The following is a 26645-nucleotide window of genomic DNA, read 5'->3' as shown; positions in this document are numbered from 1 at the left end:
TCGTCCGGTCCCGCCGAGGCGACTGACGGGACCGGACGAGTCGGGGGCGGACGTTCCTCAGAGCAGGGTGACGGTGCCCGCGGTACCGTCGACCTCGACCATCGCGCCGTCGGTGATGCGTTTGGTGGCTTCGGTCGCCGAGACCACGCACGGGATTCCGAGCTCGCGGCTGACGATCGCGGCGTGGGAGAACGGTGCACCCACGTCGACCACAACGGCCGCAGCCGCGACGAACAGCGGCGTCCACGACGGGTCGGTGATGGGAGCGACGAGGATGTCACCGGGTTCGAGTGCCGAGGGGTCGTCGGGGCTGGTGATGACGCGCGCCCGACCGCGTGCGGTGCCCCCGCACGCCGGGACCCCGGCGATGCTCTCGCCCGCCGAGGCGACGGTCGCGGTGCGCTCCGAGCGCAACGGCCATTCGGTGACCGGCGGCGGGGTGCCGTCGACGACGAACGGTGGCGTGCGGTCGAAGAGGTCGAGGTAGATACGTTCGCGCTCGATGAGTGTGTCGCGGTAGGACGCCGGGTCGGCGATGAAGCCGTCGAGTTCGTCGGCGAAGACCATAAAGACCTGGCGTGCGTCGTCGATGGCGTTCTTCGCCGCGGCCCGCCGCCCCAATTCGAGTGCCGGCAAGCGTAATTCGTGGATCAGCATTGCTGCTGTGGTCCGGCCGCGTTCACGCCCGCGCATCCACAGTGCCGACGCGTTGAGCACGGCCTCGAACTGTGCGGAAGCCTCGGGGTCGGCGGCGACCATCTCACGGATCGCGGCCGCTGACGCGTCGCGCTGCGCGGCACGATCGGCCGACTTGGCTTCCGGGGCCTCGGATGCGTCGACCCCGCGCATGCGGTCGATGGTGGCCAATGCCAGGTCCGGATCGACTCCCCAGGTGATGGCCCGGATCTCCCACTCCGCGGGTCCGCGGAAATCCCAGTCGGCCAGGAAGCGGTCGAGTTGTTCGGTGAAGGCGACGACAGCCGGCGACTGCGATTCCTTGAGCTTGGCGTAGAGCCCCCGCGTCCCGGCATCGAAGAGTGCGGCGATCTCGGGATCGCCTGCGGCGCGACTCAATTCCCACATGCGCAGCGACGGCCCGGCGGAGTCGACGTTGCCGAGCCCGGCCACCAGGGTCAGGGCCTGCTCGGGTTTGCCCACCGCCTCGGCGAGTTGGGCGATGGCGCCGAGACCGACACCACTCTTCAGGCTGGCCTCGATGTGGTGCTTGAACAGTCGGCGCAGCAGAGTCTCGAAGGAGTTCATCCGCTCGACGAGCTCCGCATCGGTCATGGCGCTCAGGTCCGGTCGCGTGCGCCGGATCTCCTCCACCTCCACCCGATCGGCGTCATAGGCGGCGAGATCTGTTGCACCCAAAACCTGTTCGGCCAGCCAGGCGCCCGCCTTGGCCTCGAACTCCGGGTTCTCGTCGAAGTCACGCCGCTCGCTCTCGTACGAGGGGATGCCGGGCATGTCGCCGAAGTACTGCAGGTCGACGGCCTCGGCGCTCATACCCGGGACACGGACCCCGAACAGGCGCATCAGCGACATGTTGATGTAGAGGTAGCTGCCGAACGCCGGCAGGATGTTGAAATCGACCTGGGTGTCGTAGAGATCGTGATCCCAGACGCCGCACGCGACGAAGGCGTCGCGCCACCCCGGCTCGAGTGTGTGCTGGAACCCGAGCGACGCATTCAGCGGCGTGATCGGGTCGGGAAAGATCTCTCCGACATTGGCCCGCGAATACAGCGGGTAGAGCTTCGAGGTCTCGTCCATCAGGGGCCAGCTGTTCATTCGTGGCGTCCTTCCCTGTCGTGTTGTCGTCATGGCATCGGGGAGTCGAGGAATCGATCCGAAATCGGTTAGCGAATACTTCGTCACATTATTGTGTGATGACCCTCACGTTGTCAATGACGTTCCTGCTTGAGTTCTGGTCTGTGAGCGCGGCGGATGTCGATCTCCCGCCAAGCGCACTGGACACATATGTGATTTGTCAGTCACACTTCGGAGGTCGAGACGCGACGGACGAACGGAGATCGCGATGCGGATTCTGGTGACCAACGACGACGGCTACGACGCGCCCGGGCTCAGTGCCGCCGCGTCGGCCCTCATCGAGGCAGGTCACGACGTGATCGTCGCTGCGCCGCTCACCGAACGCAGTGGAAGTGGTAGTTCGCTCGGCAGCATCGAGGACGGCACCCACATCCCGGTGCTGTCCACGTCATTGCCGGGGCTGGGTACGACGCCGGTCTATGCCTTCGACTGCCCGCCTGCGCTGGCCGTGGTCGCCTGCTGCGCCGGAAGCTACGGTCGGGCACCCGATCTCGTGGTCAGTGGGATCAATCCAGGCCACAACACCGGCCGGTCGATCCTGTTCTCCTCGACGGTCGGTGCCGTCCTGGCGGCTCGTGTGGCGGGCATCAGCGGCCTCGCGGTAAGTTGCGGATTCCCGCCGGCACATCGCTTCGACACCGCTGCGGCGGTGATCACCCGCCTCGTCGAGTGGATGACGGCATCGGACTCTCAGCGAATGTCGTTGAATGTCAACGTGCCCGACGTCGATTACGCCGAGCTGGGTGGTATCCGGATCACCGGTCTGGCCGCCCGCAGCATGTTCAGCATCCGGATGTCCCCGGCCGAGGGTGGACTGATCCTGCATCGCGAGGAACGCTCACGGGGCTTCACCGAGGGCACCGACAGCGCCGCCGTCGCGGCGGGATATGTGTCGGTGACCGCGCTGAGCGGTGTCGGCGACGAGAACGAGATCCTCGAACTCGACTCCCGACACGACGAGATCCTGGGCGCCCTCGAAAGGTTGTGAGTCAACGCCTTTCGAGGACGCCGGCCCTGGTTGGGTCACTCCTCGTCGGCGGCCTCGCGTTCGCGGCCCGTCGTCAGCAGCAGATCCTGATGCAGTTCCATCCAGATGTCGTGGTAGCTGTCGTACATCGGCCGGGCGAAGGCCGCGGAATCACCCCCACGGACCTTCTCCAGGGCTGCCTCGAGTCGCCCGGCGTAGCGATACAGGCGGGGCAGGGCCGTGTCGGCGGGGGCGAGGGCGACGGCGACGCGCTCGTGAATCCCGCCCAGGTCGCCGATGACCCCGGCGTCATAGGTGGCATCGGAATGATCGTTCGGCGTCCCGTCGGCGGTCATCTGCCAAGCGGCACAGACCTTCTTGAAGTCGGAGTTGATCGGTAGGAACTTCTCGTAGATGTCGAGGACCTGGGCCAGGACGGCATCGTCGAGGGCGGCCTCCGCCGAGCGCCGGTCGTACTCGGCACGTCCGGCCGGGGTGATCATGGTGCCGCTCATCCGCGGGGTATCCCGGCGGATCGCCCACCCGTTCTCCACGACGCCGGCGACCGCCGTGGCGAGCGAGGCGTCGTCGAGTCCGGTCATGTCACCCAGGAAGGTGTCCGAGGCAAGGCCCTTGACCTTCAGAGCGTGCAGGATCTCGAAGACGACGGGGTCGGTGGCGTTGATGGCGCTCATACTCTTTCTCCTTGATGCGCAGTCGATTCCGACTGCTGTGCGGGCGGGGTGGCGAAGCGCGCAACCAGGGCACGCTTGTCGAGTTTTCCGGTGGCCAGCCGCGGCAGATCGGAGGTCACCTCGACGATCCGCGGAGCCTTGAAATGGGCGAGACGGTCGCGCGCGTGGGCGATGATGTCGGCCGGATCCGCGGTCCGGCCCGGCCGCAGCTCGACGACCGCCTTGACCGACTCGCCGAACTCGGCGTCCGGTACGCCGATGACCCCGACGTCGGCGATCGCCGGATGGGTCAGCAGCGCCGCCTCCACCTCGTCCGGGTAGATGTTCACGCCACCGGAGATGATCATGAATCCGGCGCGTCCGACGAGATAGAGGAATCCGTCGTCGTCGAGGTGCCCGATGTCGCCCATCTGCTTGAGTTCGCCGCCGGCAGCGCCCGGACTGCGGTAGGCCTGCTGCCCCAGCGCCTCGAAACACACCCGGCCGTCGACGCCTGCCGGCACGTCGGCCCCGGACTCGTCGACGATGTGGACGCGCGTCGCCCCCAGCGGGCGCCCGACCGAACCCGGGTGTGTGCGTGCCTCTTTCGGATCGATGTAGGTGTGGCCGTATCCCTCGGAGGCACCGTAGTACTCGTGCAGGATGTCGCCCCACCACTCCAGGATCTGCTCCTTGACGTGCACCGGGCAGGGCGCTCCCGAGGTGAACGCCACCCGGTGCGTCGGGGACAGCGGCAGCTGCTCCCGATCGGGTAGGCGCAACAATCGGATCAGCATGGTGGGTACCCACTGCGAATGGGTCACGCCGTAGGTGGTGATCGCGGCCATCGCGCCTGCGGCATCGAAGCGCTCCATGCACACCACGGTGCCGCCGGCGGCGAGGGTGATGAGCTGGAAGGTGAAGGGCGCAGCATGGTAGTTCGGCGCCGGCGACAACAGCACGGTGTGCCCATCGACGCCGAGCTTGGTGACCAGACCCGAGTGACGTTGCGGCGCATCGGCCGGATGGACACCGAGCAGCTGTTGTGCGAACCGCTTCGGCCGGCCGGTCGTACCGCCGCTGTAGAGGACGCGGGCACCGAGCAGTTCGTCGGCGACGGGGGTCTCCGGCAATCCCGCGATCGCGGCGTCGAGGTCGGCGCATCCGTCGGGAGCGCCGTCGGCGCACAACACCAGCGGGGTCACCGGCAGCGCGGCCACGGCCGCGACGACCGTCTCGGCGAGCGCCACACTCGTGACGATCACGTCGGGCGCCGCCTCGTCGAGCAGGACGGCGAGCTCGGTGCCGGTGAGATGCCAGTTGACCGGGGTCACGAAGAGTCCGGTGCGCATGCCGGCAGCGACCACCACCGGCCAGGCCAGGTTGTTCTCCATGACGATGACCATGGTCGACCCCGGTGTCACCTCGTGCCGGCGTAGGTAGTGGGCCACTCGGTTCGAGCGACGGTCGAGGTCGGCGTAGGTGAGCCGCTCCCCCGAACCGGCCATCACGTAAGCCATGGCGTCGGGGCGCTCACGCGCGGTGGTGGGTGGGTACACGTTCCTCCTGAGGCTGCGTACAAGGGCGGCCGAGGCCGACTCGTTTGCGAACTGTCAGTCGCATTGGAGCATGTCTCCCGCGACTTCACCATGGCGGCTTCGGGTCATAATAAGTTCTTGCTTGTGGTTCACACCACACCTTAGTCTATGATTTAGTGAAACCACAGTCGCAAACCACAGCCTTCTGGAGATGAGATGACCATCGCCGACCACATCGACCTGATGGATCTGACCCCGTTTGCCGCGGGAACCGACGGCGCACTCTTCGCGTGCCTGCGCAACGACGACCCACTGCACTGGAACGAGGAGCCGGACGGTCCGGGCTTCTGGTCGGTGACCCGCTATGACGACATCAAGACCGTCGCCGCCGACGCCGAGACGTTCTCGGTGACCGACGGAACCCAGATTCAGAGCCGGCGCGCCGAGGGTGAGGGCGCGCGCAGCATCCATCACGTCGACCCGCCGGAGCACACGAAACTCCGCGGAATCGTCACACCGCAGATCCGGCCGGTCAAGCTCAAGGCCCTCGAGGGCGACATCACCGCCGTCATCGATCAACTCCTCGACGACGCCGCGGGCCACGACGGCATCGACTTCGTCTCCGCGGTGGCCGCGCAACTGCCACTGGTGATGATCGGGCGCCTGCTCGGCGCACCCCTCGAGGATTGCCCGAACCTGCTGCGCTGGACCAATCAGATGGCCAGTGAGGACCCCACCTACTCCGAGGGGCCGCAAACCGCCGTCCGCGCCCGAGACGAAGTGTTCGACTACTTCCGTGGTCTCGAGCGGCTGCGGCGCGAGTGCCCGGCCGACGACCTGATCAGCGTCCTGACCGCCGCCGAACTCGACGGGGTGCCGCTGAGCCGCGGATACCTCGACGCCTACTACCTGATCCTGATGGTTGCCGGGAACGAGACCACCCGGAATCTGTTGTCGGGTGGTGTCAACGTGCTCGCCGAGAATCCGCAATGGTGGGATCACATGCGGGAGAACCCGAACAAGATCCGGGTCGTGGTGGAAGAGATGGTCCGCTGGGTGACGCCGGTGATCTCGATGCGCCGCACCGCAACCCGCGACGTCGAGATGTACGGCAAAACCATCGCCGCCGGGGACAAGGTGGTGATGTGGTTCTGCTCGGCCAATCGCGACGAGCGGGTCTTCGACGACCCGGACACCTTCATCGGCACCCGCTTCCCCAACGAGCACCTCGGTTTCGGTTGGGGTGCCCACGCGTGCCTCGGCTCCAATCTGGCCAAACTGGAAGCGAAGTTGTTCTTCACCCGGGTCATCGAGCGCGGCCTGGCGATCGACGTCCTCGACGGCCCGGACCGATTGCAGAGCAACTTCTTCCGCGGCATCAAGTCGTTGCCGGTGACGGTACGGGCGCACCGATGACCGCCACCGTGCGCACCCGGCACGCGCCCGCCGCCGTCATCGGACACGACGAGGTGGCGGGCTCGGCCACGGTCGATGTGGTGGACCCGTTCTCCGACAGCGTGATCGGGACCACCGGGATCGCCGAGCCGGGAATCGTGGCGCAGGCCGTGGACGCGGCGGCAGACGCCTTTCCCGGGTGGTCGGCGACCCCGGCCGCCGACCGGGCCGCGGTGCTGCGCCGCGCCGCCGACCTGATCGAGAACCATGCCTCGCTGGCCGCCACCGTGTCCGGCGAGATGGGCATGCCGATCAGCCTCGCGGGCGTCACGCAGCAATCGATGCCGGCATCGGTACTCCGTGAGTTCGCCTGCTCTCTCGAGACATTCGCGTTCACCGAGCAGATCGACGGCGCGCGGCTGCACCGCGTCGCGGCCGGTGTGGTCGGCGCGATCACCCCGTGGAACATGCCCGTCCACCAGATCATCGCCAAGGTCGGGGCGGCACTCGCGGCCGGCTGCACCGTGGTCCTCAAACCGTCGGAGGCCACACCGTTCGACGCGCTGTTGGTGCGCGAATGCCTGCTCGCCGCCGGGCTTCCCGCCGGCGCGCTGACCGTCGTCAACGGCACCGGTGAGAGCACCGGGGCCGCGCTCGCGAGCAACCCGGGGGTGGCGCACGTGTCGTTCACCGGCAGTGTCCGGGCGGGGCGGTCGGTGGCCGCCAATGCCGCGGCCTCGCTGCGCCGGGCGACACTCGAACTCGGCGGCAAATCGCCGGCCGTGGTCCTTCCCGACGCCGATCTCGACGCGGTGTTGCCCCGGGTGCTGGCCTCCGGGCTGGTCAATTCCGGGCAGGCCTGCAATGCGACCACACGCCTGGTGCTGCCGGCGAGTCGCGCCACCGAGGCGGAATCCATCATGGCCGAGGCGATCTCGGCATTCCGGCTGGGCGATCCGGCCGATCCGTCGACCACCCACGGACCACTCGCGTCCCGCACGCACACCAAGAAGGTGCTCGCGCACATCGAGGCGGCCCGTGCCGACGGCGGGCGCATCGTCGCCGGCTCCGGCGAGAACCCCACCCTCGGTCGGTCACGGTGCTTCGTCACGCCGGTGGTGTTCGCCGACCTCACCGCCGACGCCAGGGCCGTCCGCGAGGAGATCTTCGGCCCGGTGCTCGTCACACAGTACTACGACGACCTCGCCGACGCGATCGCCATCGCCAACGATTCCGACTACGGCCTGTCGGCCGAGGTCTGGTCGGCCCGAACCGAATCCGCCGTCGAGGTCGCCGACCATCTCGACGTCGGCCAGGTGAAGATCAACGGCGTGCGCACCCGCGAACGCCCGGCGGTGCCCTTCGGCGGCACCAAGAACTCCGGTTACGGCCGCGAACTCGGCGCCGTCGGCATGGCCGAGTTCACCGAGATCAAGGCGGTGATGTCATGAACGACCATCTCGATGTCTCCAACGACCACGTGGAGGGCACCCCGGACGGTCCCGGAGGACGCACGATCGTGGTGACCGGCGCGGCGTCGGGTATCGGTGCCGCCCTGGTGCGTCGCCTACTCGACGCCGATCCACAGACCACGGTGATCGCACTCGATCTGAACGAGAGCACGGACCCGCGAGCGCGATTCGTCCACTGCGACCTCTCGGAACCGAGGTCGATCGATGCGGTCGCACTCCCCGACCGCATCGACGCGCTGGCCAACGTCGCCGGGGTCCCCGGAACCGCGCCGGCGTCGGTCGTCTTGGCGGTCAACACGCTCGGCGTCCGGGCACTGACATTGCGCGTCCTGGAGCGGATGACCACCGGTGCGGCAGTGGTCAACGTCGCCTCACTCGCCGCGCATCGCAACACCCAACCGCCCGAACGCATCACCGAACTCCTCGCAGCCGAGAGCCGCGCGGACATCGACCGCTGGGTCGCGGAGACCGGAGTCGACGGCTCGGCGGCCTACGACACTTCCAAACGCGCACTGCTGGACTGGACCGTCGCGCTCTCCGCGGCGTTGCAGCCCCGCGGAATCCGCGCCGCCTCGGTGAGCCCCGGCCCCACCGACACACCCATCCTCGGCGACTTCGAACAGTCCATGGGAGTCGAGGCCATCAGCCGATCGGCCGGCGCGGTGGGCCGGCACGGCACCGCCGCGGAAACCGCCGCCGCCATCGACTTCCTGCTCTCCCCGGACGCCTCATGGGTCAACGGCATCGACATCCCGGTCGACGGTGGGCTCAGCGCCATCCGTGCGGCCTCCGTCGAGAACCCACTGCGCCCCGTCGCCACCGACTCCCGCTCCTCCTCGCCCGTCTGAACGCACCGGACCAAAGGATCCCCCCGATGACCACCACACACACCCGACACGTACTCGCACTCGATGGTTCGGCTCCCGCCGACCGTGAACTGCTGGGCGGCAAGGCCTTCAGCGTCAACCGGATGCAGGCGCTCGGCCTCCCGGTCCCACCGGCCTTCGCGCTGGCGACCCCGCTGTGCGGCACGTATCACGACGCCGGCGGTCACCTACCCGACGACGTCTGGCGCGACACCCTGGCCGCGCTCGAACAACTCGAACGGGAGACCGGAAAGCGCTTCGGGCAGGGCCCCTTCCCGCTGTTGGTGTCGGTGCGGTCCGGAGCCGCCCAGAGCATGCCGGGCATGATGGACACCGTGCTCAATCTCGGCCTGACCGAAGCGCTGGTGACCGACCTCGGGGCGGCGACCGGCGACCCGGCGTGGGCCCACGACACCTGGCAGCGCTTCTGCACCGGTTACGGCGAGATCGTGCTCGGCGACAAGGCCGCATTGCCACCGGCGGATCCCTACGACCAGCTGCGGGAGGCGATCGGCGCTGTCTTCGGGTCGTGGACCAACGACCGCGTGGCCGCCTACCGACGGCGCCATGGCCTCGGAGCGGGCGGAGGCACCGCGGTGACCGTCCAGGCGATGGTCTTCGGCAATCGCGACGAGCACTCGGGAACCGGCGTGGTGTTCAGCCGCGACCCGGCCACCGGTGAACGTAAGTTGTTCGGCGAGTGGCTGTCTCGCGCACAGGGCGAGGACGTGGTGTCCGGCGAGCGCACACCCGAGACGATCACGCAGTTCGCCGCGCACGACCCCGAGTTGTATCGGCAGCTGGCCGAGATCGCCGAGATCCTCGAGCAGGAACATCGCGACCTCGTCGACATCGAGTTCACCGTCGAATCCGGACGTCTCTACATGCTGCAATGCCGTTCGGGCAAACGGTCGGCACGTGCGGCGGTGCGGATCGCGGTGGAACTGGTGCGCGAGGGCGCGATCTCCGAGGCCGAGGCACTCGAACGGGTCAGCGCCGAGCAGGTGCGCACACTTCTCGAGGACTCCACCGTCAGCGGGGCGGGCGAACCGATCGCGCGGGGGGTCGGTGCGGGACCCGGAGCCGCAACGGGCACCGTCTACACCGACACCGATGCCGCGTGCGCGGCCGCCGCCGAGGGCGAGTCGGTGGTGCTGGTACGTCCGTCGACCTCACCGGTGGACGTTCCGGCGATGTTCGAGTCCGTGGCGGTGGTCACCGAGGTCGGGGGCACCACCTCGCACGCCGCCCTCGTCTGCCGCGAGATCGGAGTGCCCTGCGTGGTCGGCTGCGGCACCGGGCTCAGCGCGGAACTCGACGGTCGCACCGTCACCGTGGACGGCACCACCGGAACGATCTACGACGGCGACACCCTCGCGGCCGGCGACGGACAGGACGAGTACCTGACCGCGTTGGCCGGGTTCCTGCCCGATCCGCTGCCCGCCGACCATCCGCTCGCGCTGCTCGCGCAACCCGCCCTGGAGGACTCAGCCCGATGACATCCGAGTCAGGCAACCCCGGCACCGACGGAATCGATGCGGTCTACACCGCCGCCGGACTGATGGACGAGTCGCCGTCGATTGCCAAGCGCCCCAACCGACGTGGCGAACAGACCCGGGACAAGCTGGTCAAGGCCGCGGTCGAGTGCTTCACCGAGTACGGGTACACCCGCACCAGGATCTCCGACATCACCCACCACGCCGACACCGCGCAGGGAAACTTCTACCGACACTTCACCAGCCTCGACGACATCTTCCTCGCAGCTCTGCGGCCGTCGCTCACCGAGCTCGCCGCCGCGCGACTACGACCGGATCACGCGCACGGCGAACTCGAATCACTCATCGAGGTGAATACGACCTACCTGCAGTCCTATTCACGCAACCGGCACATGCTGCGCCTGCTCCGTGAGGCGGCCGCCGCGAGCGAGAACAAGGGATTCCAGCAGTTGTGGCTGAACCTGCGCGGCGACTTCGTCCGGCGCACCGAGCGGTGGCTGACGCGGCTTGAGGATCAGGGCGTCATCGCGCACTGTGACAAGAACCTGCTGGCCGAGACCCTCGGTTGCGCCACCGAGCAGATGGCCTACGTGCATGTCGGCCTGCCGGTGACCGCTCCGCGACGCGAACGGATCGAGGATCTCGGTCGCGCGCTGGGCGAATTGTGGTACCGCGCATTGCCACTCGTGGCGTCCGGCAGCGAGGTGCACCGATGACGGCGGCGACCACGGGGACCGGCGGAGCGCCGGTCGAATCGCGTTCGCGCACTCTGGGTATCGATGTGGAGGTGGTCGGGGTCGTCGACGAGACCGCCGATGCCCGCACCATTCGCTTTCGGCTGCCCGACGGGATCGAGCAACGCCCGGGACAGTTCGTCACCATCCGCATCCCCAGCGACCGGACCGGTTCGGTGGCGCGCAGCTACTCGTTGAGCACCGCACCCGGGGTCGACGACATCCCGGCCGTGACCATCAAACGCGTCACCGACGGTTACGGTTCGAACTGGTTGTGTGACAACATCTCCGCGGGCGATGTCCTGCACATCATCGCACCGTCGGGGGTGTTCACCCCGCACTCGTGGGACCACCGGCTGACGTTGTTCGCCGCGGGCAGTGGCATCACACCGGTCATGTCGATCCTGCGGTCGGCGCTGGAATTGCACACCTGTCCGGTCACCCTCTTCTACGCCAACCGCGACCGGCCGTCGACCATCTTCGCCGACGAGCTCGACCGGCTGGTCGCACGCCATCCGGGGCGGCTCCGCGTGCACCATTGGCGGGAGGACTCCGACGGGCTACCGACCGCCGACGCCGTCGCCCCGCTCTGCGCCGCGGCCCGCGGTGAGGTCGCCGGCGGTGAGGTCTTCGTGTGCGGACCGGCGCCGTTCATGGATCTGGTGGAGCGCGAAGCGCTTGCGGCGGGGGTGCCGCACACCGATCTGCACATCGAGCGATATGTGTCGTTGACCGGCGACCCCTTCACGTTGTCGGTGGCCGACGAGGGCTCCGCACCGTGCGCACTGACCGTCCACATCGACGGTAGCGTCACCGAAATCGGTTGCGCCACGACGACTCCCCTGCTCGACGCGATGCTGTCGGAGGGGATCGACGCACCCTACTCGTGTCGGGAGGGTGATTGCGGGTCCTGCGTCGCCCGGCTGGTCTCGGGCACCGTGGATCACGGGAACGGCATCGCGCTCGAACCCGAGGACATCGACGACGGCTACCTCCTGGCGTGTCAGGCGACGCCTCGCTCGGCCGAGGTGGAGATCGAGATCGAGTAGTCGGCGTCAGCCGTTGTAGGCCCAGACCGAGACCCAGTCGACCTGCAGGTGCCCGGAGCTGGTGCCGTTGCCGTTGGTCTCGGCCTGCAGTTGCCACCGCATCGGGCCCGAGGGCACCCAGGCGGTGGTGTCGAGGACGACGGTGTTGTCGAGCAGGTAGCGGATGCGGCCGGGACTCCATTCCATCGTGTAGGTGTGCCAGCTGGTGAACGTGGCCCCGATGTCGGTGGCGACGGCCTGACAGCTGACGCACGAACCGAGACCGGAGTAGTGGTGATAGCCCTTGGCGGTGCCCGCGAGGGATCCCTCGGGGAAGTCGAATTCACCGCCGGCGGGCCATTGTTCGGACTGCGGCCAGAGCAGGAAGGCCACATAGTATTCGGAGAGTCCCGGTCGGTCGACGCGCATTCGCACCGAATAGCGCCCGTAGGTCTGGTATTGGCTCGATCCGGTGATCAGCGGTGACGGATTCGCGCCTGCGGGTTTTCCGTCGACCTGGCGGAGAAAGAAATCGAGCATGCCACCGTCGACCGAGAGCACCGCGTCGGGGCGATAGGGGCGTTTCTGATACGTGTCGAGATAGCACTGGGGATAGGTGCGCCATTTCTGGCCCTGCGCGCCGGTGTAGACGATCTTGTCGGGCTCGCACGAATTGGCCCACGAGCCGAGTGCCGCGTTCTTGGTGAATTCGTCGGCGAAGATGTGGCGCCAGCCGGCGAGGTCCGCGGTGGGTGCCGTCTGGCCGGACGGGCTGGTCACCGCGGCGGGAGTGCTCGTCGTGGTCGTGGGTGTCGTGGTCGTCGGTGTCGTGGTCGTGGGTGTCGTTGTTGTGGTTGTGGTGGGTGTTGCCGCGGCCGAGGTCAGTGTCCATCGTTGTGCCGTCGTCCCTGCACAGGTCCGCAGCGAGACGGCGCCGTTTGCGGCGGTCAGGCAGTAGTTGCCGTAGTTGGGGCGTAGCGAGTCGTTGGCGCCTTGACCCCAGACCTGGGCCGGCGAGGTCGAGCAGGTCGCGATCTCGAGGTTGCGGCCGTTGGCGATGACCGCCCCGACCGGCTGCAAGCACAAGCCCTGCACGCGGGCCCGGCCGTCGGCACCGACCGTCCACTGCTGATTGATCCCGTCGTGGCATTCGTACAGCAGTACCCGGTTGCCGGAGCGGGCCGCGGCGTCGGAGTTGTCGAGGCATTGGCCGTTGAGGACGGACTTGACCATGAATGTCGAATCGGCGGCCGATGCCGGTCCGTTGGCGAGCACCATTCCGGCAATGCCGAGAATGCTGCAGACAACAACGCACACCGCTTTTCGCACCGGCCCGTTCCTGATTCCTCGCTTCATACCTGATGATTATTTGGCATTCCTGCCGTGGGAATGATTGCATTTGGGAAAACAGTACGAAACCGACAGAATGCGCGAGCCACCCTCGGCGACGCGTGTGTCGTGCTGCCGGTACGGCGAGAGCCCGTCGGACCCATGCCCTACCGTGGTGGCGTGACTGGGGCACGTCAGCCGCTCCGTGCGGGTCAGATCATCGTCGGCGACACCGGACTGCGCTACCGGGTCGACGGGCTCCTCGACGGCGGCGGCTTCGGCCATGTCTATCGCGCCTCACGGCTGGCGTCATCGAGCGATCGGGTGACCCGCAAGGTCTGCGTCAAGGTGTGTGCGAACGCTGCGGACTGGCACGGCGAGGCGCACATGGGGCACCTGCTCGCCGGGCGCCGGGAGGTGGTCGCGCTCCTCGATGCCTTCGCCTTCGGTTCCGGGCCCGGACGCACGACCCGCTACGTCATCGTCACCGAGTGGATGCGTGAGGGCACGGTCGGCGATCTCGTGGCCGATGGTGCGTGGGCGGGATGGCGTCCGGCACGGGTCCGCCGTGAGGTCCGCGGCCTGCTCGGTCTGCTCGCCGTGATGCACGCGGCCGGTGTCACCCACCGCGACATCAAGCCCGACAACGTCTTCCTGCGCGACGGCCGGCTGGCTCTCGGCGATTTCGGGATCGCCAAACACGCTCTGACACCCCGGCATTCACCGCTGGACGCCTACACGCCGGCGTACATGCCCGCCGACGTCGACGATTACCGCCACTGGGCGACGTGGTTCGACATCTACCAGCTCGGCCTGCTCACCTGCACCCTGTTGACCGGGGCGGACTGGACCAACGACGACATCTCCCGCATCCGCGACCTCGACGCGCCCGAGGATCTCAAGTGCTGGATCTGGCACGCGACCGCGGCCAAGGGCACCCGCTACGTCGACGGCACACAGGCTCTGCGCGCACTGACCGATCTCCACAAGGTCGACATGAGTCCGGCACGCGGGCCGGCACGACTGGCCGGACACCGCGTGGTGATCACCGGCCGGTTCAGCACCGGCACCCAACAGGAACTGACCACGCTCATCGAGGAATCCGGGGCGGCGGTGCAGTCGATGGTCGGCGACGACACCACCGTCCTCGTGCGCGCCCATCAGATCGACGGCGGCCTCGGGGCGCACGAGGGCCGCAAGCTGTTTGCCGCGCGGGAACGCAAACGGCGCGGCCAGGCACTGCACGTGATCGACGAGGACCGTCTGTGTCGGCTGATCGGGCTGACTCCCGTCTGAGTCCCCTGTGGGGTCCTGTAACGCGGGGCGGTGTCGCGCCGATCACACCGGCACCGGACTGTGTCGGGCCGTGCTGAAACAGTGGGTGTCGCGGTGGCGACGAGTCGTCGACATCGCGTTACAGCGACGGTGTGCGCCCGGGTCCTACGAATGGGGGGATCCTCGTGCGCGATGCGGCACTCGGTGGTGGGGATCCGTAACCTCGCAAGCAGATCATGATGCAAGCCCGGTCATGATGCAGCCGGTCAGAATTGGTCGGGCCGTAGAGGAGCCGGATCGCCGAACGTGGGCCAGCAGAGGTTTCACCCGGATGAGAGGTGTGCCATGGGCGCAGACGACATGCGTGCAGACGACATGCGTGGGGACGTCGACTTCGACACGGCCGTCAACGAGGCCTGGGCCCGGTACCGGCACCTGCTCGCCGCTCTTCTGTCCGACCTCGACGACGGGCAGGAACTCATCGTCGAACAGAACCTGGAGATCCCCGAGGGTTCCCACGGGGTGCTGAGCTTCTCTGCCTGCGAGGACCGCATCGTGTGCACGATCGTCGAGGGTGATCTGCATCCGCATCCCGACGTGCTGCGAGAGAACATCGCCGATCTCGAACTGCTCGGCTGGGATCGCGACGATGGTGACGGATCGTTCACCTCCGAGGCCGACCGCGCGCAGGTCGATGCTCTCGCCGCGCTGGCCACCACCACACTGATCGAGATCTGGGGAGTCGGGCATCCGGCCTTCCTCACCGGGGATGTGCCGGCCCGGCACGAGCCGGCGCTCGAGGTGATCGCCCTACCCGCACGGCACAGTGACCTGCGGGCGATGGTGCTCGAGGCGCTCGAAACGATGTCGGGGCATCCGGTGCTGGTCGACGACGACGGTGACATTCCGTTGCCGACCGGTGAGGTCAAGTCGTGGCTGCGAATCCTGCCCACACGCCCGACACTGGAGTTCTTCGGCACCGTCGTCGAGCACGTCACGGATCTGCCTGCGGCCTACCGCTTCGTGGCGACCGAGACGCTGCCCTACACCGGGATCAAGCTCGTCGTGCACGACACCTGCATCGTCGCCGTGCTGACGGTGGAGGCCACGGCGTTCTCACGACACAACGTCGCGGCCGGCATCGGCCAGTGGTTGCAGTTCGTCGAGGAGGTGCGCCCGGAGATCGTCGCGGCACTCACCCACGACGCCTGCGGGCCGGATCTCTGAGGCGCGTCCCGACCTACCGCGCCCACTGCAGCGTGTTGGCCCACTTGAGTGCCGCGGTCTCGGAGTATGCGCCGAGTCCGTGCTGGTCGTTGTAGGTCTGATAGTCGATGCGGGCGCCGTCGGCGCGAGCACGGTCGACCCACGCCGAGGTCAGCGGGGCCGGCGCGACCACGTCGAGCGTGCCCTGCTGGATGAGCATCGGAGCGCGGTAGCCGGTGTCGGGGACGGCGGAGAGCTCGTGCACCACGCCGATCAGCGGCCCCTCGGCGAGCGGCTTGGTCACCATCTGGCCGACGTTGTACTGGCGCGTCGACGGACTGAACTCCGGATAGCACTGTGTCGCAGCATCTTCGACGAGTTTCTCACCCAACGGCGTGAGGTAGGAATCGACGTCGACGTCGGGTCGCGCGGCCTTCACACCGGCGAGCACGTAGGAGACATAGGTGACGTAGTCGGGAATCGCGACGGGCGGGACGCCGGGAGCGACGACCTTGAGGAGCTGCGAGGTGTCGACGGGCACCGAGCTGGCGGCAACCCCCACGTTGTGGAGTTCGGGTGCGTAGGTGGGTGCGAGATGTCCGGCCCAGACCGCGCTCTGGCCGCCCTGGGAGCCGCCGGAGGTGAGATAGTCGGTGCCGGCTCGGGTATCGGAGTACTGGGCGACGACGGTCCGCGCGGCGCGTACCGAGTCGATCACGTTCTTGCCCTGCATCTCTCCGTCGGCGTAGGGATGCACGCCCGGTCCGCCGACACCCGCGTACTCGGTGGCGGTGATGACGTAGCCGTCGTCGAGCCAGGGGCCCATCCAGTCGTGCCAGCGTTCCTTGCCGTCGACGCGGACGCCCATCCGGTCGGTGACCGTGCAGCCGTCGCCGAGTCCGGCGGTGCCGTGCGCCCACGCGAAGATGCGGTAGTCACCGCCGTGCGGGTTCTTCTCGGGTATCGAGACGGTGGCGCGGACCGGGATCAGCGTGCCCTGCGCGTTTTCCGACAGATAGGTCATCGCGATCACCTGGCGGGCGCCGGTCATGCGGGCGTCCTTCTCGTCGGTGATGTCGGTGGAACCGAGCACCGTGCCCGCGCCGGCCTTGGACGTGACACTCGGCGCCGCCTGTGCAGTTGGTGACCCGGGCAGGGGCGACCACAACAGGGCGACCACTCCGATCAGTAGTGCACCCAGCACCAGTCCTCGTCGACGCACTGCAGCAGTCCCCTCTTCCTCTTCGCTCGCGGGCCGCGGCCCGCAGCACACCGGACTTCCCCAATGTCGGTTAGGTTAACCTAAGCGGCTGCGGGTCCGGTCGGGCGGGATGGACCAGAGCAGGTTGTTGCAGATGAGAGCGTCTCCTCGGCCGGTCGGGGTGACTGCGCCCCCTCGATCCGGCACCCTGGTCGTGTGCCGGACGACCTGCTGATCGCGCGCAATCCCGAGGAGGGCACGTCGCTGCCCTACCTCGTGCGTTTGCCCTTGGGCGCGGACGGGATCGTGTTGAAGACCCGGGAGACGTGGCCGCGCACCACCAAGGTGTATTGCCAGCGCGTCGCCGAGTGGCCGGACGACCCCGAGATCGTAGAATGCCTGGCGGTGCGTTCGATCAGCCGGCGCGGCGCGGCCATCGACCTGGTGCTCGAACGCGGACGGGAGAACCGCTCGCAGTTCGTGCTCACCCGCGCCCGCGGGCGCGAGATGGTGTTCTGGCAGTCGCGACGCACCGCCAAACAGGCTCGACCGAACGTGACGGTCCCCAAGGCGCGGGCGCACGGTCGCGTGGTCGACATCGTCGTCGACACCCGAGAACGCTACGGCTACAAGTTCTCTGCGCAGCAGGCGCAGACCAGCAAGCGGGGCCTGCCGGTCGGCGACTACGCGGTCTTCGACGGCGACGATCTGGTGGCCACCGCCGAACGCAAGAGCATCGAGGACCTCGCGTCGAGCCTGTTGTCGGGCAAGATGACCTACCTGCTGGCCGATCTCGCCGCACAGCCGCGCGGCGCGGTGATCGTCGACTCCGGGTACTCGAAGATCTTCAAACTCGAACACGCCCCGACCTCCTCGGTGGCCGACGCCGTCGCCGAGGCGCAGGCCCGGTTCCCGACGGTGCCGATCGTGTTCTGCGAAACGCGTGCACTCGCACAGGAGTGGTTGTACCGCTGGTTCGGTGCCTGCCTGGCCGAGTGGGATCTCGACCGGGCGGGAAAGAGTTCGCCGACGCAGCTCAGTGGTGGGGACGTGAGCGCGTCGACGTCGATCGAATGAATCTCGGTCGGACATTTGCCGCAAAGCGGTTCGATTGACCGCCGCACGCCGCACCCGCGACTAGATTCGCAACGGATCGCGTCCGCTTCTGCACCCGAAGTGGTCGCAAACCGTTGCTGCGCAACCGTCATCGCGTAGATTGACTGCCAGCCACGATGGCCCGACGCCGCGCGGCTCGCACGATCGAGGGGGAAATGGTGAACACTCCGAACCCGCCCTACGGGCAACCCGGCCCGTACGGGCAACAGCAGCCGGGCCAACCCCGGTACGGGCAACCCCACTACGGGCAGCCGCCTGGCCCGGGTCAACCGTCGTACGGCCAGCAGCCCCAGTATCGACAGCCGCCCGGCCCGGGGTACGGCGCGCCCCCGGCGGGCCCACCCCAGTACGGTGCTCACCCATCTGCTCCGCCCCCATCTGCTCCGCCCCCGTCGGCTCCATCCCAGTACGGCCGGCCGCCGGCGCAGCAACCCCCGAATCCGGCTCCACTGCAGAAGAATCCGGCTCCGGGCGCCTATCATCCGGGCGGTGGGCAGGGCGCGCCGCCGGTGATGGCGGGTCAGCAGCAGGGTGTCGCCATCGACGCGAAGTTCTTCCCGCTGATGTGGTTGCTGTTCTTCATCAAGCCGAAGATCGTCATCGACGGCCACGAGCTTCCCGGCACGTGGGGCCGCAACGAGATCCCGCTGCCGCCGGGACAGCATCACGTGCACGTCCACGTTCCGTACTTCCTGCCCCCGCGCATCGGGCCCGCCGATTTCCCGGTGCTCGTGCAGCCCGGACAGGGCGTCGAGCTGGAGTATCGCGCGCCGGTGTGGGCATACTCCCGCGGTTCGCTCGGCCCTGCACCACAGCAGTACAACGGGGTCGGTCTGGCAATCGCGATCTCGGTCATCCCGATCGTGCTGATTGTGCTCATCGTCATCCTGAACGTGGCGCTCGCCACGAGTTGATCGCGCCCGCACACGTGAACAACCCCGCCCGGCGTCGGTGGGCGGGGTTGTTCGTGTCGCGCACGGGTCAGCGCGTAGAGCGCTCGCTCACTGCCACACCCAGAGCCACTGACGCGAACGCGGGTCGTAGCGGCGGACGCGGCGGCGGCGCTGGACGGGGGCGGGGTTGTTGTTGCGACGGGGTGCGGCCATGATCGGCTCCTCTTCGTTGGTGCTTCCGAGATCCGCTGTGTGCGTTTCTCTCTGACGTGTTCCACGATGCACGGCCAGGCTTGACGCACGATGCCCGTCGCCTTGGGGGTTGCTGTTTCTAGTGAAATGTGGCGTGAGTCACCGTGATCGGGGTGTCGGCGAGCCGGCAGGCGGATCTTGACGACATCTTGGCGCCGGAGTCCCTGTTGCTACGCCGCAGACCCGGGTAGACCGAAGAGGTGAGTTTGTTCGAGCTGCTGCCCTCTCTGAAAGGCGTTCTGGTGTCCCGATCTTTCGATCCCACGCTCTGGCCGGTCCCGATTCACTCGTCGGGGACCGACCTCTTCATCGGTGAGACCGACCTGCGTGCCGAATCACTGCGTCACACAACGGGATTCTTCGTCGACGCCGCAGGCGAGCCGCGCTGCCCGTCGACCGATGAATGCGATGCGGCACACCCGGTTCTGGTCACCAGGATCATCGCGGCGCACGTCACAGGTGGCCGCGCGGTGGTGCGAGTCGATGCGGCGTTGCCGTTGACCACCGCGATCTCCGATGTGGCGTTCGTCGGCGTCGGCCTGGCCGGAGCCACCCTGGCCGACATCACCGTCATCGATACCGCCGGACATCGACGGACGGTGCATGCCGAGCTGCCGGCCGGCGTCATCGCCACCGGGACACTGGTGATCGCATTGCGTCCGGTCGCCGACCGGGCCAGCGTCGTCGCCCGATAGCCGATAGCCGGTCGCCGTCCGACGGGGACCGCCCTCAGACCGCCGAATCCGGGAAGGCGATGACCGACAGAAAGCGGATCGGCAGTTCGATGAGGGCGACCGGCCCGTGCGGGGCCTCACCGTCGAGCTGCATGGAATCGCCGGGCGCGAGGCGGTAGACGCTGCGGCCGTGCGCGTAGTCCATGACGCCGTCGAGCATGTAGAGGAACTCGGTGCCGGGGTGCTGGAACAGCGGCTGGGTGATCGAGTCCTCGTTGAGCGTCACGAGGAGGCATTCGAGACGTTTGTGCTCACCGCGCAACGACCCGAGTAGCTCGTACTCGTGGCCCTCCTTGGACCCCGATCGCACGATCCGCGAACCCTCCCCCGCCTTGACGTACACCGCCGATCGCTCGACGTCGGCGCCCCGGAACAGCGAGGTCACGGCGACGTCGAAGGCTGTCGCCAGCCGCGCGAGAGTGCTGAGACTGCACGAGGTCTGGGCGTTCTCGATCTTCGAGAGCATCGCCTTGGAGATGCCGACGCGTAACGCCATGTCGCCGACGGTGAGACCCTGCTGCTGACGCAGGCGCCGGACGTTGGCGGCAATCGCGGTCTCGAGCTCGAGTTCCTCGACGGACTGATCGGTGGGCCGGTCACGGGCGATGCCGGACTGGTTACGGATCAGCGGATCGTCACCGACTCCTGCCGGTTGCACCGCCACTGCCTGATCGATCCCCGTCGATTCGTCGGACTCCGCCACCGGGCCAGCATATCGGGAGACGTCGTCCACTGTGGGGAACCGTGGCAGCTCGGCGATGAGTCCCGACCGCCGGTCCTCGGGCAGCTCGGCGACGCGGACCCCGCCGTTCAGGGCGCACATGGTGTACCCCGCACGACAGGTCTCACCGCATCTCCCCCGCGCCCACGTAGGGGAAGCGGGTCTTGAGCAGGTCGCCCTCGGCGAACCGGGACAACCGGAAGTCCGACTCCGGGATGCGCGGGTCGTTGCTGTGACCATCGACGACGAGGTCGGCGACGAGCCGCCCGACGGCCGGCGAGATCTTGAAACCGTGCCCGCTGAAGCCCGCGGCGATCACCAGTCCCTCGAGCGGACCGGTGGAGATGATCGGATTCCAGTCCGGGGTCACGTCGTAACACCCGGCGTAACTACTGGTGATGGCCGCGTCGGTGAACTGCGGGAAGCGGGTACCGACCTTGTCGACGGTCAGATCCAGGAACGCCTCGTCGGCACGATTGAGGTAGTTGTCGGGGTCGGCGATCTCCAGCTCGGCGAGATCGCTGTTGCCGAACAGGATCTCACCGCGGACATCGGGCCGCACGTATTGCAGTGAGACGAGGTCGGAGAACACCGGCACCTTGCCGAGTTCCATTCCGGGGTGGATCATCACGATCTGCTCGCGGTGGACCTCGATGGGGACATCGATGCCGTGGGCGGCGAGGAACGGGCGCGTCCAGGCGCCGGTCGCGACGACGACGGTCTCGGCCGAGATCGTCGATCCGTCAACCAGTCTCACGCCGGTGACGGCGTCGCCGTCGACGATGAGACCGGCAACCGGCGTGCTCTGGCGGATGCGGATTCCACCGGAACGCGCCGATGCGGCGAAGGCCTGCGCGGTCTGATACGCATCGCCGTACCCGCCGCGTTCCTCCCAGCCGAACGCCGCGAACGGCTCGAGATCGGCGGCCGGCCACATCGCGGCGACCTCGTCGACCCCGATCTCCTCGGTCTGCACACCGACCTCGCGTTGCGCGGCAAGGCTTTTGCGGAGATTGCCCACATTGGCCTCACCGACTCCGACGACGTAGCCGGTCTGCCGGAACCCGATGTCGGTGCCGAAGATCTCCTCGGCCTTCTCGAACACCTCGAGCCCGACGGCTGCCATCGCCGCCAGCGAACTGACGCCGTAGTGGCAGCGGACGATGCCCGATGACTTGCCCGTCATACCCGCGCCCACGGTATCGCGTTCGCAGACAACCACATCGGTGACGCCACGCTGCGCGAGCGCCCAGGCGGTGGCCGCGCCCTCCAGGCCGCCACCGATGATGACGATGGATGCGGTCTCGGTACTCACAACACCGCCCCTGCTCCGGGAATCCAGCTGGTGCCGGCCAGCGGGACGCGCGCCATCGCTGCGGCCTCGATCGAGATCGCCACCAGGTCTTCGGGTTCGAGGTGCTGCAGGTGTGCCTTGCCGCAGGCGCGGGCGATGGTCTGGGCTTCCATCGTCGTCACCCGCAGGAAGTTGGCCAGGCGCTTGCCGCCGACGATCGGATCGAACCGGGCGGACAGTTCGGGATCCTGGGTGCTGATGCCGGCCGGGTCGCGGCCGTCCTGGAAGTCGTCGTAGAAGCCGGCCGCCGAGCCGATCTTCTCGTACTCCTCGGCATACCGGGGATCGTTGTCGCCCAGGGCGATCAGCGCGGCGGTGCCGATGGCGACGGCGTCGGCACCGAGCGCCATGGCCTTGGCCACGTCGGCACCGTTACGAATCCCACCGGAGACGATGAGTTGGACCTCGCGATGCACACCGAGCTCCTGAAGTGCCTGCACGGCTTGCGGAATCGCGGCGAGTGTCGGGATGCCGACGTGCTCGATGAACACTTCCTGCGTGGCTGCGGTACCGCCCTGCATGCCGTCGACGACCACCACGTCGGCACCGGAGTGCACGGCGAGCTTGACGTCGTAGTAGGTGCGGGTCGCACCGACCTTGACGTAGATCGGCTTCTCCCAGTCGGTGATCTCACGCAGCTCGTTGATCTTGATGGCGAGATCGTCGGGGCCGGTCCAGTCGGGGTGGCGACATGCGCTGCGCTGATCGATACCCTCCGGCAGGGTGCGCATGTGAGCGACCCGCTCGGAGATCTTCTGCCCCAGCAGCATTCCTCCGCCGCCGGGCTTGGCGCCCTGGCCGAGGACGATCTCGATGGCGTCGGCCTTGCGCAGGTCGTCGGGGTTCATGCCGTAACGCGACGGCAGGTACTGGTAGACCAGGTTCTTCGACTGCCCCCGCTCCTCCGGTGTCATTCCGCCGTCGCCGGTGGTGGTGGACGTGCCGACCTCCGACGCACCACGCCCGAGTGCCTCCTTGGCGCCGGCCGACAGCGCACCGAAGCTCATGCCCGCGATCGTGACCGGGGTGTCGAGGTGCAAGGGGTACTTGGCATTTCGGCTGCCGAGCACGACGTCGGTGTCGCAGCGCTCGCGATAGCCCTCCAGGGGGTACCGCGACATCGACGCGCCCAGGAAGAGCAGGTCGTCGAAGTGCGGCAGCTTGCGCTTGGCGCCCCACCCACGGATGTCGTAGACACCGGTGTCGGCGGCACGCTGGATGGCGGCGATGGTGGTGCGGTCGAAGGTCGCGGATTCGCGTAGACCGCGCTGTTCGTTGCTGAGGTTCATGATGTCTCCGGGTGCGGCGTTGGGTCGTCGGACGAGGGGCCGAGCGGTGGGTTCGCCGGGGGTCAGTACGCCGACGTGTTGTCGACGTGGAAGTGGTAGAGCTCGCGGGCCGATCCGTATCGCGAGTACTCGGTCGGGTCGTCGTCCTTGAAGCCCGCGGCCTTGAGCAGGCCGGCGAGCTCGTCGAGGTGCTCGGCGCGCATGGGTTTCGCGATGCAGTCGGCGCCGAGGGAGGCGACCTCACCGCGAACGTAGAGACGGGTCTCGTAGATCGAGTCACCCAGGCCTGCACCGGCGTTGCCGCGGATCACCATGCGGCCCGCCTGGGCCATGAAAGCGCTGTTGTGACCGACGTTTCCGCCGACGACGATGTCGATACCCTTCATCGAGATTCCGCAGCGCGCGGCGGCGTCGCCCTCGATGACGAGCAGGCCGCCGTGTGCGGTGGCACCGGCCGACTGGGAGGCGTTGCCCTTGACGACGACGGTGCCGCTCATCATGTTCTCGGCGACACCGGTGCCGGCGTTGCCGTTGATGGTGATCTCGGCCTGCTGGTTCATGCCGGCGGCGTAATAGCCGACGTGACCGTTGACGGTGATCTTCACCGGGGCGTTGACCCCGGCGGCGACGCTGTGCGCACCGGCCGGTGAGTTGATCTCGATCTCTCCGGTGATCTCCCCGTGCAGCGCCGAATTGACTTCGCGCAGCGAGGTTTCGGACAGATCGAAGACGGTGCGATCGGTGTTCAGCGGGTCCATGCGTAGACCACCTCCGGTTCTGGTTCCCAGATTCGTGCGTTCTCCACGCCCGGCAGGTGCGCCAGGGCTCGGTATTCACTGGCCATCGCCACCCAGTCGTCGGTCTCGGCGATCACGGCGGGTTTGCAGGCGATGGCGTCGCGGACCACCGCGAACGAGTCGCGGTTGGACACGACGAGGGTGTAGAAGCCGTCGAAGGTGGCACAGACCTCTTTGAGTGCGGTCTCGACGTCCTTGCCCTGCGCGAGCTGGTGGGCGACGAAGCGTGCGCCGACCTCGGTGTCGTTCTCGGAGTCGAATTCAACTCCCTCCGCGCGCAATTCGCGGCGGATGGTGGCGTGGTTGGAGAACGATCCGTTGTGCACCAGGCACTGTTCGGGTCCGACGGCGTACGGGTGTGCTCCGGCCGGGGTCACCGCGGACTCGGTCGCCATGCGGGTGTGCCCGACGCCCTGCCAGCCCTGTGCGGCGGCCAGGCCCCACTGGTCGGTCAGATCACGGGGTGCGCCAACACCTTTGAGGACGGTCAGGTCGCTACCGAAACCGGCGACAAGGGCGCCGGGGTAGGTGGTGCGGGCGGCGCCGAGCAGCTCCTCGGCGGGTACGGGCGCCGACAGCACGAGGGTGGTGTCGACATACTGGGCGACGACCGGACTGCCGAGCGCCTCGGTGACGGCAGCCTGGGCGTCGTCGGCGGCGACGTCGATCTCGAGAAGGGAGACGCAGGCGTGGCCGGCGGGCACCCAGCTGGGGTTGCCGTAGACGGCGATGCCCGCCGAATCGGCGCCGCGGTCCTGCATTTCACCGAGCATGCCGGTGAGCAGTTCCCCGAGGCGGGGATACAGATCGGGGTTGCGTAGATGCAACCCGACGATTCCGCACATGGTGTGGGCCTTTCGTGGTTCTGGGGTGGACGGATCAGGGATGTGAACCGGGTGTGTGGTCAGAAAGCGGTGAGATACTGATCGACCTCCCACGGGGAGACGGCCGAGTGCCAGGCGAAGAATTCTTCGCGCTTGAGCTTGCTGAAGTAGTCCGAGACCGATTGCTTGTCGGCGGGCCACTCCTCGGTCATCGCGGCGTCGAGGGTGCCGGCCACGACCGGGTCTGCCTCGAGCGCGTCGACCGCGTGCAGCAGTGTCAGCGGCAGGGTGCCGACGTGCTCGGGGCAGGTGCCCAGGGCGCCCGGATCGAGGCTGCGCTTGATGCCGTCGAGGCCGGCGCCCAGCGCGGCGGCGATCGCGAGGTACGGGTTGGCCGATCCGTCGCCGCCGCGCAGCTCGACGCGCTGGTCGTCGGGGATGCGGATGTAGTGGGTGCGGTCGTTGCCGCCGTAGGTGGGCACCCGAGGCGCCCAGGAGGCACCCGAGCGGGTGGCGGTGGCGCCGGTCCGCTTGTAGGAGTTGACCGTCGGAGCCATCACCGACTGCAGCGCGCAGGCGTGCTCGAGGACGCCTGCGACGAATCCGTAGGCGGTGGGCGAGATGCCGAGCCCGCGGTCGTCGCCGAACTCTGCGGGGAAGACCGGCCGGCCGTTGGAAGTCAACGAAAGGTGCAGGTGCAGGCCACTTCCGGTGCGCTCGGCGAACGGCTTGGGCATGAAGGTGGCCACCATGCCGCGTTCGGCGGCGATCGTGGAGAGCAGATAGCGCAGGGTGATGACGCGGTCGGCGGTGGTGAGCGCGTCGGAGTAGGCGAAGTTCTGCTCGAACTGGCCGTTGCCGTCCTCGTGGTCGTTGGCGTAGTTGCTCCAGCCCAGTTGATTCATCGCGGTGGACACCGCGGTGAGGTGCTCGTACATCCGGGTCAGACCGCGGACGTCGTAGCAGGGCTGATCGGAGTCGTCGGCGTCGTCGGCGGTCACGAGCGAACCGTCGGCGGCGCGCTTGAGCAGGAAGTACTCGACCTCTGCGCCCACCCACGGCTCGAAGCCGGCGTCCTCGGCCTGGGCGATGAGGGCCCGCAGGATGTTGCGTGGGGCGAACGGCCACGGCTTGCCCTCGACGTGCGGGTCGCAGTGCACGATTGCCAGCCCTTCCTTGATGAAGGGGATCGGCAGGAACGACGAGGTGTCGGGGATGGCCATGAGGTCGGGGTCGCGCGGCTCCTGCCCGATTGCACCGACCGCGTAGCCGGCGAAACCCACACCGTCGGTGGCGAGTTCGTCGACGGCCTCGACGGGAACGAGCTTGGCGCAGGGCTTGCCGCGCAAGTCGACGAACATGGCGAGGATGAACTTGGTCCCCGACTTCGCGCAGAGTTCGGCGAGATCGTTGGTGGTGTCAGTCATGGCAGGGCTCCGGTGGTTGTGTTGGCTCTAGTATGTCCACTCCGATGAACTTTTGTCTACCTGTAGTAGACCCCCGTTGTGTTGCGATTGCGTTTCGGGGCTGTGAGGTGCAGGTATCGGGTTGGGTGGGGTGGTCGTCGGTGGTCGAGGTGTGACCACCGATGCCCGCACCACCTACTCCTCCGCCACTCCCACCCGGTGGTCGAGGTGTGACCACCGATGCCCGC

General features: G+C 67.8%; 23 protein-coding genes. 12 read left to right on the top strand and 11 right to left on the bottom strand.

Annotated features, from left to right (window positions below):
* Positions 1-57 precede the first annotated feature (57 nt).
* A complete protein-coding gene (locus tag GOPIP_RS07100) occupies positions 58-1791 on the bottom strand; it encodes a PEP-utilizing enzyme (protein WP_006368908.1) in 1734 nt (577 codons plus the stop codon).
* 247 nt (positions 1792-2038) lie between these two features.
* Here GOPIP_RS07100 and surE point away from each other — a divergent pair, with 247 nt between their 5' ends.
* A complete protein-coding gene (gene surE, locus GOPIP_RS07095; RefSeq protein WP_006368907.1) occupies positions 2039-2818 on the top strand; it encodes a 5'/3'-nucleotidase SurE in 780 nt (259 codons plus the stop codon).
* Between the two features lie 35 nt (positions 2819-2853).
* On the opposite strand, the gene GOPIP_RS07090 is transcribed toward surE, so the two are convergent.
* Both GOPIP_RS07090 and GOPIP_RS07085 read right to left on the bottom strand, forming a co-directional pair.
* Positions 2854-3492, bottom strand: a complete 639-nt coding sequence (locus GOPIP_RS07090; protein ID WP_006368906.1) for a hypothetical protein — start codon at positions 3490-3492, stop codon at positions 2854-2856.
* The gene (locus GOPIP_RS07085) at positions 3489-5030 is read right to left on the bottom strand and encodes an AMP-binding protein (protein ID WP_006368905.1); all 1542 of its coding nucleotides are present in this window, start codon (positions 5028-5030) and stop codon (positions 3489-3491) included. The genes GOPIP_RS07090 and GOPIP_RS07085 overlap by 4 nt, the downstream gene beginning before the upstream one ends.
* A gap of 195 nt (positions 5031-5225) precedes the next feature.
* Here GOPIP_RS07085 and GOPIP_RS07080 point away from each other — a divergent pair, with 195 nt between their 5' ends.
* The 6 genes from GOPIP_RS07080 to GOPIP_RS07055 are packed head-to-tail and all read left to right on the top strand — an operon-like array spanning position 5226 to position 12021.
* Positions 5226-6425 carry a cytochrome P450 gene (locus tag GOPIP_RS07080; RefSeq protein WP_006368904.1) on the top strand — a complete coding sequence of 400 codons (1200 nt, stop codon included), beginning with the start codon at positions 5226-5228 and terminating at the stop codon, positions 6423-6425.
* The gene (locus tag GOPIP_RS07075) at positions 6422-7855 is read left to right on the top strand and encodes an aldehyde dehydrogenase family protein (protein WP_006368903.1); all 1434 of its coding nucleotides are present in this window, start codon (positions 6422-6424) and stop codon (positions 7853-7855) included. The genes GOPIP_RS07080 and GOPIP_RS07075 overlap by 4 nt, the downstream gene beginning before the upstream one ends.
* Positions 7852-8724, top strand: coding sequence for a coniferyl-alcohol dehydrogenase (locus GOPIP_RS07070; RefSeq protein ID WP_035727386.1), 873 nt, complete (start codon positions 7852-7854; stop codon positions 8722-8724). The genes GOPIP_RS07075 and GOPIP_RS07070 overlap by 4 nt, the downstream gene beginning before the upstream one ends.
* 26 nt (positions 8725-8750) lie before the next feature.
* Positions 8751-10241, top strand: coding sequence for a pyruvate, phosphate dikinase (locus GOPIP_RS07065; protein ID WP_006368901.1), 1491 nt, complete (start codon positions 8751-8753; stop codon positions 10239-10241).
* Positions 10238-10954 carry a TetR/AcrR family transcriptional regulator gene (locus GOPIP_RS07060; RefSeq protein ID WP_006368900.1) on the top strand — a complete coding sequence of 239 codons (717 nt, stop codon included), beginning with the start codon at positions 10238-10240 and terminating at the stop codon, positions 10952-10954. Before GOPIP_RS07065 ends, GOPIP_RS07060 begins: the two co-directional genes overlap by 4 nt.
* Positions 10951-12021, top strand: coding sequence for a ferredoxin--NADP reductase (locus tag GOPIP_RS07055; protein ID WP_006368899.1), 1071 nt, complete (start codon positions 10951-10953; stop codon positions 12019-12021). Before GOPIP_RS07060 ends, GOPIP_RS07055 begins: the two co-directional genes overlap by 4 nt.
* A gap of 6 nt (positions 12022-12027) precedes the next feature.
* Here the strand turns inward: GOPIP_RS07055 and GOPIP_RS07050 are convergent, their stop codons facing one another.
* Positions 12028-13356: a ricin-type beta-trefoil lectin domain protein gene (locus GOPIP_RS07050; RefSeq protein WP_240524049.1), complete on the bottom strand. Its 1329-nt coding sequence runs from the start codon at positions 13354-13356 to the stop codon at positions 12028-12030.
* 153 nt (positions 13357-13509) lie between these two features.
* Here GOPIP_RS07050 and GOPIP_RS07045 point away from each other — a divergent pair, with 153 nt between their 5' ends.
* Entirely contained in the window at positions 13510-14625 is a 1116-nt protein-coding gene (locus GOPIP_RS07045) for a protein kinase domain-containing protein (protein WP_006368897.1), read from the top strand.
* 324 nt (positions 14626-14949) lie between these two features.
* Positions 14950-15831 (top strand): TY-Chap domain-containing protein, encoded by an 882-nt coding sequence (locus GOPIP_RS07040; RefSeq protein ID WP_006368896.1) that lies wholly within the window; start codon positions 14950-14952, stop codon positions 15829-15831.
* A 13-nt stretch (positions 15832-15844) separates the two neighbouring features.
* Here the strand turns inward: GOPIP_RS07040 and GOPIP_RS07035 are convergent, their stop codons facing one another.
* Positions 15845-17032, bottom strand: a complete 1188-nt coding sequence (locus GOPIP_RS07035; protein ID WP_420841420.1) for a lipase family protein — start codon at positions 17030-17032, stop codon at positions 15845-15847.
* 195 nt (positions 17033-17227) lie between these two features.
* On the opposite strand from GOPIP_RS07035, the gene GOPIP_RS07030 reads away from it, so the two are divergent.
* From GOPIP_RS07030 to GOPIP_RS07020, 3 genes are all read left to right on the top strand, one after another.
* Positions 17228-18088 carry an ERCC4 domain-containing protein gene (locus tag GOPIP_RS07030; protein WP_006368894.1) on the top strand — a complete coding sequence of 287 codons (861 nt, stop codon included), beginning with the start codon at positions 17228-17230 and terminating at the stop codon, positions 18086-18088.
* Positions 18089-18639: 551 nt separating this feature from the next.
* Entirely contained in the window at positions 18640-19041 is a 402-nt protein-coding gene (locus GOPIP_RS07025) for a hypothetical protein (protein WP_210739791.1), read from the top strand.
* A 437-nt stretch (positions 19042-19478) separates the two neighbouring features.
* Entirely contained in the window at positions 19479-19967 is a 489-nt protein-coding gene (locus tag GOPIP_RS07020; protein ID WP_006368891.1) for a hypothetical protein, read from the top strand.
* Positions 19968-20001: 34 nt separating this feature from the next.
* Here GOPIP_RS07020 and GOPIP_RS07015 read toward each other — a convergent pair whose 3' ends face one another.
* From GOPIP_RS07015 to glnT, 6 genes are all read right to left on the bottom strand, one after another.
* A complete protein-coding gene (locus tag GOPIP_RS07015) occupies positions 20002-20829 on the bottom strand; it encodes a helix-turn-helix domain-containing protein (RefSeq protein WP_006368890.1) in 828 nt (275 codons plus the stop codon).
* Between the two features lie 22 nt (positions 20830-20851).
* On the bottom strand, positions 20852-22042 hold the full coding sequence (locus GOPIP_RS07010) for an NAD(P)/FAD-dependent oxidoreductase (protein ID WP_006368889.1): 1191 nt from the start codon (positions 22040-22042) through the stop codon (positions 20852-20854).
* Positions 22039-23370 (bottom strand): FMN-binding glutamate synthase family protein, encoded by a 1332-nt coding sequence (locus GOPIP_RS07005; RefSeq protein ID WP_006368888.1) that lies wholly within the window; start codon positions 23368-23370, stop codon positions 22039-22041. The genes GOPIP_RS07010 and GOPIP_RS07005 overlap by 4 nt, the downstream gene beginning before the upstream one ends.
* Before the next feature lie 62 nt (positions 23371-23432).
* Positions 23433-24128 (bottom strand): GltB/FmdC/FwdC-like GXGXG domain-containing protein, encoded by a 696-nt coding sequence (locus tag GOPIP_RS07000; RefSeq protein ID WP_006368887.1) that lies wholly within the window; start codon positions 24126-24128, stop codon positions 23433-23435.
* On the bottom strand, positions 24116-25012 hold the full coding sequence (locus GOPIP_RS06995) for a class II glutamine amidotransferase domain-containing protein (protein ID WP_006368886.1): 897 nt from the start codon (positions 25010-25012) through the stop codon (positions 24116-24118). Before GOPIP_RS06995 ends, GOPIP_RS07000 begins: the two co-directional genes overlap by 13 nt.
* A gap of 59 nt (positions 25013-25071) precedes the next feature.
* Positions 25072-26418, bottom strand: coding sequence for a type III glutamate--ammonia ligase (glnT, locus tag GOPIP_RS06990; RefSeq protein ID WP_006368885.1), 1347 nt, complete (start codon positions 26416-26418; stop codon positions 25072-25074).
* Between the last annotated feature and the right edge of the window lie 227 nt (positions 26419-26645).

The organism is Gordonia polyisoprenivorans NBRC 16320 = JCM 10675 (genome assembly GCF_000241325.1).
GTDB lineage: Bacteria > Actinomycetota > Actinomycetes > Mycobacteriales > Mycobacteriaceae > Gordonia > Gordonia polyisoprenivorans.
The sequence above is the reverse complement of the archived record's forward strand: the minus strand, read 5'-3'. Positions and strand labels throughout refer to the sequence as shown.